Source organism: Streptomyces sp. NBC_00212 (assembly GCF_045206365.1).
In the GTDB taxonomy this organism is placed as follows: domain Bacteria; phylum Actinomycetota; class Actinomycetes; order Streptomycetales; family Streptomycetaceae; genus Streptomyces.
Window position 1 is genome coordinate 5,914,800 of the sequence record NZ_CP108115.1, and the last position, 12,133, is coordinate 5,926,932.

11 protein-coding genes are annotated in these 12,133 nt (G+C 72.3%); 6 read left to right on the top strand and 5 right to left on the bottom strand.

Features of this window, described 5'->3' with window-relative positions:
- Positions 1–128: 128 nt before the first annotated feature.
- Genes OHA17_RS26980 through OHA17_RS26990 form a run of 3 tightly spaced genes read right to left on the bottom strand, consistent with a single transcriptional unit; the run spans position 129 to position 2,377 of the window.
- Positions 129–947 (bottom strand): GNAT family N-acetyltransferase, encoded by an 819-nt coding sequence (locus OHA17_RS26980; protein WP_406508718.1) that lies wholly within the window; start codon positions 945–947, stop codon positions 129–131.
- A gap of 53 nt (positions 948–1,000) precedes the next feature.
- Complete coding sequence (locus OHA17_RS26985) at positions 1,001–1,267, bottom strand: protealysin inhibitor emfourin (protein ID WP_398871663.1); 267 nt, start codon at positions 1,265–1,267, stop codon at positions 1,001–1,003.
- A 45-nt stretch (positions 1,268–1,312) separates the two neighbouring features.
- On the bottom strand, positions 1,313–2,377 hold the full coding sequence (locus OHA17_RS26990) for a M4 family metallopeptidase (protein ID WP_406508719.1): 1,065 nt from the start codon (positions 2,375–2,377) through the stop codon (positions 1,313–1,315).
- A gap of 345 nt (positions 2,378–2,722) precedes the next feature.
- Here OHA17_RS26990 and leuA point away from each other — a divergent pair, with 345 nt between their 5' ends.
- Both leuA and OHA17_RS27000 read left to right on the top strand, forming a co-directional pair.
- Positions 2,723–4,489, top strand: coding sequence for a 2-isopropylmalate synthase (gene leuA, locus OHA17_RS26995; RefSeq protein WP_406508720.1), 1,767 nt, complete (start codon positions 2,723–2,725; stop codon positions 4,487–4,489).
- Between the two features lie 504 nt (positions 4,490–4,993).
- Positions 4,994–5,728: a TerB family tellurite resistance protein gene (locus tag OHA17_RS27000; protein ID WP_053727531.1), complete on the top strand. Its 735-nt coding sequence runs from the start codon at positions 4,994–4,996 to the stop codon at positions 5,726–5,728.
- Between the two features lie 7 nt (positions 5,729–5,735).
- Here the strand turns inward: OHA17_RS27000 and OHA17_RS27005 are convergent, their stop codons facing one another.
- On the bottom strand, positions 5,736–6,197 hold the full coding sequence (locus OHA17_RS27005) for a hypothetical protein (protein ID WP_406508721.1): 462 nt from the start codon (positions 6,195–6,197) through the stop codon (positions 5,736–5,738).
- A 543-nt stretch (positions 6,198–6,740) separates the two neighbouring features.
- On the opposite strand from OHA17_RS27005, the gene OHA17_RS27010 reads away from it, so the two are divergent.
- From OHA17_RS27010 to OHA17_RS27025, 4 genes are all read left to right on the top strand, one after another.
- Positions 6,741–6,962, top strand: coding sequence for a hypothetical protein (locus OHA17_RS27010; RefSeq protein ID WP_406508722.1), 222 nt, complete (start codon positions 6,741–6,743; stop codon positions 6,960–6,962).
- A 208-nt stretch (positions 6,963–7,170) separates the two neighbouring features.
- A complete protein-coding gene (locus OHA17_RS27015; RefSeq protein WP_406508723.1) occupies positions 7,171–9,339 on the top strand; it encodes an MMPL family transporter in 2,169 nt (722 codons plus the stop codon).
- A 25-nt stretch (positions 9,340–9,364) separates the two neighbouring features.
- Positions 9,365–10,552 (top strand): sensor histidine kinase, encoded by a 1,188-nt coding sequence (locus OHA17_RS27020; RefSeq protein WP_406508724.1) that lies wholly within the window; start codon positions 9,365–9,367, stop codon positions 10,550–10,552.
- An 85-nt stretch (positions 10,553–10,637) separates the two neighbouring features.
- Entirely contained in the window at positions 10,638–11,327 is a 690-nt protein-coding gene (locus OHA17_RS27025; RefSeq protein WP_406508725.1) for a response regulator, read from the top strand.
- Between the two features lie 13 nt (positions 11,328–11,340).
- Here OHA17_RS27025 and OHA17_RS27030 read toward each other — a convergent pair whose 3' ends face one another.
- Complete coding sequence (locus OHA17_RS27030; RefSeq protein WP_406508726.1) at positions 11,341–12,048, bottom strand: hypothetical protein; 708 nt, start codon at positions 12,046–12,048, stop codon at positions 11,341–11,343.
- Positions 12,049–12,133: the final 85 nt, after the last annotated feature.

Consider the following 12,133-nt stretch of genomic DNA (forward strand, 5'->3'; position numbering starts at 1 on the left):
TGCGCACACTGTACGCATTGGGGTGCGGCGTGCGCAAGGGGAGTCGATCTACGTGCCGGGGGCCGCCCGCGCGGCCGGGCCGAAGCGCCGTTCGCGCGGCCCGGCTGAAGCGGGGCTCTCAACGGCCGTCAGGCGTCGGCCGGTTCGGCGATCAGGGCCGTGCCTGCCGGGCGGAACCCCAAGGTCGCGTACATCCGGGCCACGTCCGCGTCGCCCGCCGACAGGAACACCGTCGCCGCCCCCCGGGCCCGCGCGTCGGCGACAAGCGCCGCGGTGACCGCACGCCCAAGGCCCCGGCGCCGCGCGGCGGGCAGCGTGCCGACCCCGACGATCTCGGTGACCGGGCCCACCGGGTTGTGCATCCCGGAGCAGAGCGGAAGGCCGTCCTCGATCGCCGCCGCCAGCGCCGTGCGGCCCGCCCGGATCCGCTCGGCGACCTGGCTGGACCGGCCGTCGCCGGCGCGGGCGGCGATCTCGGCGGCCAGCTCGGCCGGGCCCGCCGGGCCAACTCCCGTACCGGGCGCGGAGAATGCGAGATGGGGCACGACCAGGGCCGCGTGCAGCAGCGGATCGGCCGGGCCGAGAACACGTACCCAGGGGTGGGGCTCGGCGGCCGGAGCCTGCGGGTCCAGCACCATCAGCGGGTGCTCGTGCACCGCGAGGCCCGACTCCTCGACCGCCGCGCGCAGCCCTGGGCTCACCTCGGCGACCCACTCGAAGGCCTCGGGCGCGCCCAGCTCGCGCTGGCGGGCCCGCACCCGGTCGACGTCGGCGGCCGTCACCGGCCCGGCGTGGCCGAGGGCGGGCCGTGCGTAGAAGGGCCAGCCCGCGCCCTCGCGGACGAAGAGGGTCAGCGGACCGAAGTCCTCGGCGCGGGCCGAACTCCTGGGCGCCGCATCGTAGTAGCGCTCAAGGTCGTCCAACCGGGTGCGGGCAGGCAGGCTCATGGTGCGCATCAAAGCAGCCGTCCGGCCGGCCCGCACCCGGGTTTCGGCGCCGGCTACGCGCCTTCCTTCAACACCCTGGTGATCAGGGCGCGTTGGGCCTCGGTCAGGCGCGGATCGGCGCAGTGCACCGTCCGGCCGTCCACGGTGATCTCGTAGTGGAAGCCGTCCGGCACGCCGATCGACGGCTCGGCGTGGCCCTCGTCGAGCGCCGCCTTCGCCAGGGCGTGCCATTCGGCGGCATCGGGCCGGCCCGAGGTGTCGACCTCGGCCCGGCGCTCGATGCCGGCGAATCCTCCTGTGCGGGAAACCTGGATACGCATGGCCTCTGTCTAGCAGCCCCTGTCCACTACGTCAGCGGGTACGCGTCAGGAGGTCGGGACCCCCACCTGCGACCAGGCCTTCTGCACCGACTGGTACTCCGCGCCGTCGCCGTAGCGCGCCTTGGCCGCGGCCACCGTGAGCTTCGCGAAGTCCTTGAACATCGCCTGCGTGCCGAGGTGCCCGCCGGTGAGCACGTCGTACCAGATCTGCCCGGCCCGCTCCCAGGCCTTGCCGCCGAGCGCGTCGGCGAGCAGGTAGAAGGCGTGGTTGGGGATGCCCGAGTTGATGTGCACGCCGCCGTTGTCGCGGCCCGTGGTCACGTAGTGGTCCATCGTGGCGGGCTGCGGGTCCTTGCCGAGCACGACGTCGTCGTACGCCGTTCCCGGGGCCTTCATCGAGCGGAGCGCGTCGCCGTGGACGCCGGTCGCGAGCAGCCCCGCGCCGATGAGCCAGTCGGCCTGGTGGGCGTCCTGGTCGAGGGAGTACTGCTTGACGAGCGAGCCGAAGACGTCCGACATGGACTCGTTCAGGGCGCCCGGCTGGCCGAAGTAGGTGAGGTTCGCGGTGTGCTGGGTGACGCCGTGGGTGAGCTCGTGGCCGATGACGTCCACGGGCAGCGTGAAGTCCAGGAAGATCTGGCCGTCACCGTCGCCGAACACCATCTGGGTGCCGTTCCAGAAGGCGTTGTTGTAGCTGTGGTCGAAGTGGACCGTCGCGTTCAGGGGCATCCCGTTGCCGTCGATCGAATGCCGCTGGTACGCCTTGAGGTACAGCTCGAAGGTCGCGCCGAGCCCCGCGTACGCGCGGTTCACGGTCGCGTCCTGGACGGGCTGCTCACCCTCGCCGCGGACCTTGTGGCCGGGCAGGGTGGTGGTGTGCTGGGCGTCGTAGACGGTGCGCTGCGGCTGGTCGGCGGCCCCGCCCGCGGGCGGGGGGACCGGCTCGGCGCCGAGGACGGTGGTCAGCCGGCGTTCGGTGCGCTGGGCGGCGTCCGCGATGAAGGTCCTGCGGGCGATGCGCGCGAGCGCGGGGTCCTCGGCCTCGATGAGCCGGTCGAAGACGTGAGGCGGAATGATGGTGCAGAAAACCGGGTTGGTGGTGGCGTCCATGCCGGGCAATGTGGCACTGGGTCATGGTGCTGTCACTAGTCGCCACCATGATTGTGAAGCGTGCTTTCTCTACGACTGTTCCCGGCCATTCGTGCCCACGGGATGCCGGTGGCGAGGCATACGTCACCTTTTGTCCGAATCGATTTCGGTGTCCCGCATACTGATACGGGACCGGCGCTCGCGCCGTCCCTCGGCTAGGCTGCGGCATCATGCGTATCGGGCTGCTTCTCCTTAGCTGCCGCGGCGAGGGCCTGTAGTCGTAGGCCGACCCCCTCCCCGCGGGATCTTGGTGTTGCGCTCGACAGTCGGCCGTCCCTCTCGCCAAGCATCGAGGAGCCGCACGCCATGTCTCAGCCCGTTGGTCGCCCGACCCCCGTCACCAACGCCACCCAGACGCAGAAGCCGTCCGGGATGCCGATCCACAAGTACGGTCAGTACGACGCCGTGGACATCCCCGACCGCACCTGGCCGAACGGCCGGATCACCAAGGCCCCGCGCTGGCTGTCGACCGACCTGCGAGACGGCAACCAGGCTCTGATCGACCCGATGAGCCCGGCACGCAAGCGCGAGATGTTCGACCTGCTGGTGCGCATGGGCTACAAGGAGATCGAGGTCGGCTTCCCCTCCTCCGGCGAGACCGACTTCAACTTCGTACGCTCCATCATCGAAGAGGGCGCGATCCCCGAGGACGTGACGATCTCCGTCCTGACCCAGGCCCGCGAAGAGCTGATCGAGCGCACGGTGGAGTCCCTGCGCGGCGCCCACCGCGCGACCGTGCACCTGTACAACGCGACCGCGCCCACCTTCCGCCGGGTCGTCTTCCGCGGCACCAAGGACCAGGTCAAGCAGATCGCGGTGGACGGCACCCGGCTGGTCATGGAGTACGCGGACAAGATCCTGGGCGACGAGACGATCTTCGGCTACCAGTACTCGCCGGAGATCTTCACGGACACCGAGCTGGACTTCGCGCTGGAGGTCTGCGAGGCGGTGTGCGACGTCTGGCAGCCCGAGGAGGGCCGCGAGATCATCCTCAACCTGCCCGCCACGGTGGAGCGTTCGACCCCCTCGACGCACGCGGACCGCTTCGAGTGGATGAGCCGCAACCTGTCGCGCCGCCAGTACGTGTGCCTGTCCGTGCACCCCCACAACGACCGCGGTACGGCGGTGGCGGCCGCCGAGCTGGCGATCATGGCCGGCGCGGACCGCATCGAGGGCTGCCTGTTCGGCCAGGGCGAGCGCACCGGCAACGTCGACCTGGTGACCCTGGGCATGAACCTGTTCAGCCAGGGCGTGGACCCGCAGATCGACTTCTCCCAGATCGACGAAATTCGTCGGACGAGTGAGTACTGCAACCAGATGGAGGTCCACCCGCGCCACCCCTACGCGGGCGACCTGGTCTACACCGCCTTCTCCGGCTCCCACCAGGACGCCATCAAGAAGGGCTTCGACGCGATGCAGGCGGACGCGGCCGCCGCGGGCAAGACGGTGGACGAGATCGAATGGGCGGTCCCGTACCTGCCCATCGACCCCAAGGACGTCGGCCGCTCGTACGAGGCCGTCATCCGGGTCAACTCGCAGTCGGGCAAGGGCGGAATCGCCTACGTCCTGAAGAACGACCACAAGCTGGACCTGCCGCGCCGGATGCAGATCGAGTTCTCGAAGATCATCCAGCAGAAGACGGACTCCGAGGGCGGCGAGGTCACCCCGGCCGCGATCTGGTCGGTCTTCCAGGACGAGTACCTGCCCAACCCGCAGAACGCCGCCGCTCGTTGGGGTCGCATCCAGCTGCGCTCGGGCCAGACGACGACGGACAAGGACGGCCGCGACACCCTGACCGTCGAGGCGGTCGTCGACGGCCAGGACACGGTCCTGACCGGCACCGGCAACGGCCCGATCTCGGCCTTCTTCGAGGCGCTGGCCGCGATCGGGGTCGACGCGCGGCTGCTGGACTACCAGGAGCACACGATGAGCGAGGGCGCGTCCGCGCAGGCCGCGTCGTACATCGAGTGCGCCATCGACGGGGTCGTGCTGTGGGGTATCGGCATCGATGCCAACACGACGCGGGCGTCGCTGAAGGCGGTCATCTCGGCGGTCAACCGCGCATCCCACTGACCCTGGCCCGGCCGGTGCGCTGGGGCTCCGCCCCAGACCCCGGTTGGGCCCCTCCCCGCCCCTTCCCTAGACCCTCCGGGGGTGGGGTGGGGCGGGATATGTGTGGTCGTTCGGGTGCGGACCGTGCGTGGTTGCTCGCGCAGTTCCCCGCGCCCCTAGCAGGGTTGATCCTGGCGGGGTCGGCATCTTCAGCCTGTCCGGCGTTTGAGGACGAGCGCCCTTCAGGCGCGAACGGGGGTGCAGGGGGCGGAGCCCCGGGGGTGGGTCTTTTCCACCCCGCCCCCCGAGGGTTTCGGGGAGGGGCGGGGTGGGGGGAACGCCGCCCGCAGGGCCGCCCTGAGCTGAGGGTTTGGGCGGGCCCACCCCACCCACCCCCGCGACAACAACGGCACGTTTTCGCCATCCGCCGACCTCTCCTCCTTCCGGGGTGCTGACGCCACATCATGGATGTGGCTAACATCACGTCAACGCGGCAACGTTGCCGGAGCGTTACGGAGGTGCGCGGTGCGGCCAGCACGGGGACAGAACGGCACGAACCCGACCGGGACGCCCGGTTCCCGCCTCCGGCCCCGCCTCTGGTCCGTCCGCACCCTGTGGCACACCGTCGGCGACGGCGAGTTCTTCTGCCCCGACTGCGGCGGCGACCGGAACTACCAGCGCCGCACCGGCCGCAGACGCCTCACGGTGCTCGGCATCCCGCTCGTCACCCGCGGCACCGCGGGCCCGGTGGTCGAATGCGCCGCCTGCCAGGGCCACTTCGGGACGGAAACCCTGGACCACCCCACCACGACCCGCTTCTCCGCGATGCTGCGCGACGCCGTGCACACCGTCGCCCTCGCCGTCCTCGCGGCGGGCGGCACCTCGTCCCGTACGGTCACCACGACCGCCGTCGCCACCGTCCGGGCGGCCGGGTTCGACGACTGCACCGAGGACCAGCTCGTCGCCCTCATCGAGGCCCTGGCGGCGGACACCGGCCGGTTCCTCGCCGACCCGGTCGGCGACACCGACCCCTGCGGTGCGGCCCTCGCGATCGAGCTCCACGAGGCCCTCGAACCGCTGGCCCCGCACCTCGCCCCCGCCGGCCGCGAGTCCATCCTGCTCCAGGGGGCCCGGATCGCGCTCGCGGACGGCCCGTACAGCCCGGCCGAACGCGAGGTGCTCAGCACGGTCGGCGGCGCGCTCTCGCTCTGCGCGGACGACACCGCCCGGCTGCTCGCGGCCGCCCGCACGCCCTCCTGAGGCCCGGCTAGTTCTTGAGCTTGTACTCGCAGAGCTTGTCCGACGCGCCGTTCTGGTTGTCCGCGACCTGCTTGCCGTCGACCTTGATGGTGCAGGGGGCGGCCTGAAGCATCCCGTCCGCGCGCTTGACGGAGCCCGGCACCACCGACACCGTGACGCCGACGTCCAGCTCGGCGTCCTCCAGCGTCACCGACTCGGTCTTCGTCCAGGGCAGCGTCACCTGCTCGAAGTGGTTGGTGTTGCCGACCCACATCACCTGCGACTTGCCCGTGCCGCCCACCTCGAAGACGACCTGGTGCGGCACGCCCTCGCGGTCCGGCGCCGAGCCCTTCGCGTCGCCGCCCGCCGAGGCGCTGGGTTTGGCACCGCCCGCCTTGGCCGCTCCGTCGTCCTTCTTCTCGCTTCCGCACCCGGTGAGCAGCGCGGCCGCCGCGAGCAGGGTGATGGCGAGGGTGGCTGTCTTGCTCATGTGCGTACGTCCCCGTTGCTGTGCTGATCGGTACTGGTCCCGCAGGAGACCGTAGATCATGCCATCGGGCGCCCGGACACCGCCCGCGGAGGCACGCGGCAGCGCGTTGATCCCCGTACCTCAATGCATTGTTGGGCATCCGGAACGCCTTGAACATTCGCTCGAAGAAACCTCTCTTTACGAGCCGTGCGGTCGATCCGGAGCGGAAACATCCAACTGCCGCTTGCGAATTGGCTGTTCGAAAGCGCGGGTGCGGCCACCCGATATATGGAGAGTGGGACGGGTGCCCGTCCGCCGCCCCTTCCTGGCTCCGGCCTGCTCCAACCCCTTGCGCCGCACCTTCGTAGGAGCAGAAATCGCGGCTGCGGAATCGGTCGCGGGTGAATTGCAGGATGCGCGCGCCCGGTCCTGAATTACGCGGCCATTGCTCCTGCTCGATCCAATGTGGTACCCGAACGAAAAACTGGGATCATGGAGCGGCCGGCGCCGCCCGGCACCCGATACTGCCCGTGGACCCAGTTCCGTAATGCCGGAGGGAAACCCATGACCGCAGTCCCGCCCGTGGGTTCGTACGTCGTCGACACCGGGAGCGGAAGACTGGGCCAGGTGATGGGGCGGGAGGGGCCCTACCTCCAACTGCGGCCGTTCGGCGGCGGGCGCGAGTGGGACTGCCTGCCGGAGGCCGTGCGGGCCGCGACCACCGCGGAGCGGCTCAGGGCGGCGACGGCGTACGCGAACGCGCGCAGCCGGGGCGAAGTGCCGTGAGCCGCACTCCCCGGGCGGGCGGCGCGCTACTCCCGGGGGAGTAACGCGGCCGGACGGGACGCCCGGGGAAGTACGGATGATCTCGGTCGCGGGCGGGACGAAAGGGGCCGCCGCGAGCCCGACGCTGGAAACAGCCGGGCAGGCCGCGAGGGCCTTCCGGAGTCCAGCCGGAGGGGGACCCGCCATGGGGTCGACGAGGTCAGCACCAATGAGGTCAGCGCCAGTGGGGTCACCGCCGGCGACGGGATCAACTGCCCTGAGGCGGCGGGCAGTTCCCTGGGGCGTGCTCGCGCTGTGGGTGATCGTGCTCGCCGTCGCCGGATCGTTCGCGGGGAAGCTCGGGGACGTACAGCGCGACCAGACCGCCGACTACCTGCCGGCCGGCGCCGACTCGACACAGGTGGCCAAGCTCCAGGACAAGCTGCCCGGCGGCGAGATCACCGGCCTGGTGCTCGTCTACCACCGCGACGGCGGTCTCACGGCCGCCGACCGGAACACCGCCGCGGGGCAGCTCGCCGTGATCACCGTCCCGCCGGGCACCGCGGCCGACAAGTCGCCCGCCGAGCTCGCCGCGGCCGACGACCCCAAGGACTTCGCGGCCACCCAGCACGGCCCCGGCGTGACGTCCAAGGACGGCGCCACCCTCATGTACGCGATCTCCACGGCCGCACCCGCCAAGAGCGACGATGCGAAGAAGGCCTTCGTCGACGACGTACGGGCCCGGGCCGCCGACGCGGACGGCATGACCGTCCGGGTCGGCGGCGACGGCGCCCTCGCGGTCGACGCACGCGGCGTGTTCGGCTCCCTCGACGGGACACTGATGCTGGCCACCGGCCTGGTCGTCGCGCTGCTCCTCATCCTCACCTACCGCAGCCCCGTGCTGTGGCTGGTGCCGCTGGTCGTCGTCGGAGCGGGCGCGGTCTGCGCACGGGCCGCCGTGTACGGCCTCGCCACCTGGTCCGGGATCACGGTGACCAGCCAGAGCGCCGGCATCATGACCGTCCTCGTCTTCGGCGCGGGCACCGACTACGCGCTCCTCCTCGTCGCCCGCTACCGCGACGAACTGCGCCGGAACCCCCTCCCGTACGACGCGATGCGCGCCGCCCTGCGCGGCTGCGGGCCCGCCCTGCTCGCCTCGTCCGGCACGGTCGTGGCCGGTCTCGTCTGCCTGCTCGCCGCCGACCTCAACAACATCAGGGGGCTCGGCCCGGTCGGCGCGATCGGCGTACTGTGCGCGCTCGCCGCGATGCTCACCCTGCTGCCCGCGATCCTGGTCCTGCTGGGCCGGCGGGTGTTCTGGCCGCTGATCCCGGCGTACGGCAGCGAACCGAAGCGGCGCCGACGCGACCTGTTCGCCGCGATGGGCAGCTCGGCGGGAAAGCGGCCAACTGCCGTGCTGCTCACGGGAGTTGTGCTCCTGGGAGCCCTCGCGCTCGGCGCGTTCAACCTGCCCGGCGCGCTCAAGCAGGAGGACAGCTACACCACCAAGCCCGAGTCGACCCTCGCCATGAGCACGCTCGCCGCCGCCTTCCCGGACCGCGGTAGCCTGCCCATCGAGGTCATGACCCCGACCGGCCGGGCGGACCGCACGCTATCCGCCGCCCGGTCCGTCGAAGGCGTCGCCGGCGCCGAACGGGGCCGCAGCGGCGGCGGCTGGACCGAGATCGCCGTCACCGCGAAGGCCGCACCCGAATCGGCGGACGAGAGCGGCACCATCGGACGGCTGCGGGCCGACCTCACCGGCGCACACGTCGGCGGAACCAGCGCCCAGGCCCTCGACCTCGCCGACACCAACTCCCACGACCGGCTGATCGTCATCCCCCTCGTCCTCGCCTCGGTCCTGCTCGTCCTCGCCCTGCTGCTGCGCAGCCTCGTCGCCCCGCTGCTGCTCGTCGCCGCCGTCGTCGCGGTGTGGGGAGCGGCCATGGGCATCGGCGGCCTGGTCTTCGGCCCGGTCCTCGGCTTCTCCGGCCTCGACCCCGGTCTGCCCCTGCTGACCTTCGTGTTCCTGGTCGCCCTCGGCGTCGACTACGGCATCTTCCTGATGCACCGCACCCGTGAGGAGACCCTGCGCGGGGCCGGGCCGCGCGAGGCCGCGCTGACCGCCCTGCGCACCACCGGCGGCGTGATCGCCTCGGCGGGCACGGTGCTCGCCGCGACGTTCGCGGTGCTCGCCTCGCTGCCGCTCGTGATGTTCGTCGAACTCGGCACGATCATCGCGGTCGGGGTGCTCCTGGACACCTTCCTCGTCCGCACCTACCTGGTGACCAGCGCCAACCTCCTGCTCGGCCGCCGGGTCTGGTGGCCGGGCCGCCTCTCCCGCACCCCGGCACCCGCCGCCGGAGAGCCCTCGGCACTGGTCGGCAGCCCGCGTTGAGGGCGAGGATGGCAGGGTGGCAGACGTGAACGTACCGACGGGCCCGCGCCTGGGGGAGCGGGTGACGGCGCTGCTGCACCGCGACCCCGGCGACAGCGCGCACCCGCTGCGCGCCGACGCGGCGCTCGCCGCCGGGGCCGGGCTGCTCGGCGCGGCCATCGCCTACGCCGACACCGCGCTGCGGCCGGACGCCCTCGGCTGGGCGCTGCTCGCCGGGGCGGCCCTCGCCCTGGCCGGGCGGCGCAGCCACCCGATGGCGGCCCTCGCCGTGATCGTGGCCTGCATCGTCCCGTACCAACTGCTCGACAACGCCCACATGGGGCCCATGCCGATCGCGATGACCGCGCTGTACACGGTCGCCGTGACCGGCACGCTCCGCCGGGCCGTGACCGTCGGCGCCTGCGTCGTGGGCCTCGCCATCACCGGCATGTCGTTCAACGGGGTCCACCGGGCCTTCGACGTGCTCCGGACCTCCGGCTGGCTGGTGGCCGCGGTCGTCTTCGGCGTCGCCCTGCGCAACTCCCGCGTCTACGTGGCCGAACAGCGGGCCGTCGCCGCCCGCGAGACCGAGCGCAAACTCACCGAGGAACGCCTGCGCATCGCCCGCGACCTGCACGACCTCCTCGCCCACAGCATCACCCTGATCGGGGTGCGCACCTCGGTCGCCGCCCACGTCCTGACCGCGTCCCCCGAGCGGCTCGACCGGGCGGCGGTCGCGGCCGCCCTCGACTCCATCGCCGACACCTGCCGCGAGGCCCGAGCCGAACTGCGCACCACCCTGACCGTGCTCCGCGCCGACGAGCACGGGCCGCTGCCCGACCTCAAGGGGCTGCCCGACCTGGCCCGCAGCGCCAAGGCCGAGCTGACCGTGGACACCGACGGCGTGCACGTCCCGCCGGCCGTGGGCGCGGCCGCCTACCGCATCGTCCAGGAGTCGCTGACCAACGCGGTACGGCACGCGGGCCCCGACGTCACCGCCCGGGTCCGCGTAGAAGCGGCGGGCGAGGCGCTCCGGGTCACCGTCACCGACGACGGCCTGGGCGGTGCGGCCGAGGGTTCCGGCTTCGGCATCGTGGGAATGCGCGAGCGGGCCCGCAGCGTGGGCGGCACTCTGGAGGCGGGGCCGCGCGCGGGCGGCGGCTTCCGGGTGACGGCGAACCTTCCGCTGGTACCGCGCCCTCTGGAGGACCGCCCCTTGGAGGCGACCGCATGAGCTCGCGGAACACAGCGACTCTCCCGCTCGTACCGCGTCCTTCGGGGGACCGTCCCCCGGTGGATCGTCCCTTGGAGGCGACCGCATGACAGCCGCTGTGCCGAACGGCCACATCCGGGTCGTCCTCGCCGACGACCAGACCCTGGTCCGGTCGGCCTTCGCGATGCTCGTGGAGTCGGCGCCCGACATGGCCGTCGTCGGCCAGGCGGGCACCGGCGCGGAAGCCGTGGAGCTCGCCCACTCGGCGCGGGCCGACGTGGTCGTCATGGACCTGCGGATGCCGGGCACCGACGGCATCGGGGCGACCCGGTTGATCGCCGCCGCCGAGGACCTCGCCGGGGTGAAGGTGCTGGTCCTGACGACGTACGACACCGACGAGAACGTCCTGGAGGCGCTGCGGGCCGGCGCCTCCGGCTTCCTGGTGAAGGACACCCGCCCCGCCGAACTCCTGGACGCCATCCGCACGGTGGCGGCGGGCGACGCGCTGCTCTCACCGGGCCCGACGGCGAGCCTGATAGCCCGAGTGCTGAGAGCCCCCCAGCCGGCGACAGGCAACGGCCCCGCCACCCTGACCTCCCTCTCCTCCCGGGAACGCGAAGTCCTCACGCTGGTCGCCCGCGGCCTCAACAACACGGAGATCGCGGACGCGCTGGCCCTGAGCCCGCTGACCGCGAAGACCCATGTGAGCCGGATCATGGGCAAGTCGGGGGTACGGGACCGGGCCCAGCTGGTGATCCTGGCGTACGAGTCGGGGCTGGTGGTGCCGGGCGCGTGAGCTCTGCGCGGGTTCAGCCCTGCCCGGGCCCGTCGGTGCCGTCGGCCGGCTTGATCAGGGAGTCCTCGGAGGGCCGGGTCTTGGTGGCGCCCTTGGCGGGATCCGAGGCGGCCGGGAGCGGGGCGAGCTCGGTGCCGTTCCAGCGCAGGGTGGTGTCGGACTCGCGGTTGCGGCCGCCCGCGGGCTCCGTGACGACGAGATCGGTGCCCAGCGTCGCGGCGCTCGTGCCGGGCCGCCCGGCGTACTCCAGAACGGCGTGGGCCTGCTCGCCGACCGCGGTGTAGACCCAGAGGATCGTGCGCCCCAAGTCGTCGTAGGCGAGCACGAGTTCACGCTTTCCGTCACCGGTGAGATCGGCGTACGCGGGCGGCCGCAGCCGGCACGAGGAGCCGTCCGGGCACCCCTTGAGGCCGCTCTGCACCGCGCGGTCGGTCGCCGGATCGGCGGCCAGGAGGCGCACCCCGTCGACCCGCGCGAGATCCCCGTCCGGCACGGTGACCCCCGGCACGGGCCCGCGCGCGTGGAAACCCTGGCCCGGCTTGGCGGGCACGACGGTGGCGGTGTGGTCGGGCCACAGCGGGGAGGCGGTCACCGAACCGGAGGGCGAGGGAGCCGGCCCGTCGTCCCGCACCCCCTCACCCGCCGAACACCCCGCAAGCGCCAGCACGGCGAACGCGCAGACCGCCGTGCGGGCACGGCGACCGGTGGTGGGCAGCGGCATTCCGGTCCGTCCAGGTGAGGCGAAGGGTTCAGTCACAGGAGAAGAGGGCCCTGCTGGCGCAATGGTGCCGCATCCCCCTATGTAA

Coding starts and splice junctions, on each gene's coding strand:
- OHA17_RS27015 (WP_406508723.1), top strand. CDS start 7,171: ATGAGGTCAGCGCCAGTGGGGTCACCGCCGGCGACGGGATCAACTGCC.
- OHA17_RS27030 (WP_406508726.1), bottom strand. CDS start 12,048: ATGCCGCTGCCCACCACCGGTCGCCGTGCCCGCACGGCGGTCTGCGCG.
- OHA17_RS26980 (WP_406508718.1), bottom strand. CDS start 947: ATGAGCCTGCCTGCCCGCACCCGGTTGGACGACCTTGAGCGCTACTAC.
- OHA17_RS27010 (WP_406508722.1), top strand. CDS start 6,741: ATGACCGCAGTCCCGCCCGTGGGTTCGTACGTCGTCGACACCGGGAGC.
- OHA17_RS26990 (WP_406508719.1), bottom strand. CDS start 2,377: ATGGACGCCACCACCAACCCGGTTTTCTGCACCATCATTCCGCCTCAC.
- OHA17_RS27025 (WP_406508725.1), top strand. CDS start 10,638: ATGACAGCCGCTGTGCCGAACGGCCACATCCGGGTCGTCCTCGCCGAC.
- OHA17_RS26985 (WP_398871663.1), bottom strand. CDS start 1,267: ATGCGTATCCAGGTTTCCCGCACAGGAGGATTCGCCGGCATCGAGCGC.
- OHA17_RS27005 (WP_406508721.1), bottom strand. CDS start 6,197: ATGAGCAAGACAGCCACCCTCGCCATCACCCTGCTCGCGGCGGCCGCG.
- leuA (WP_406508720.1), top strand. CDS start 2,723: ATGTCTCAGCCCGTTGGTCGCCCGACCCCCGTCACCAACGCCACCCAG.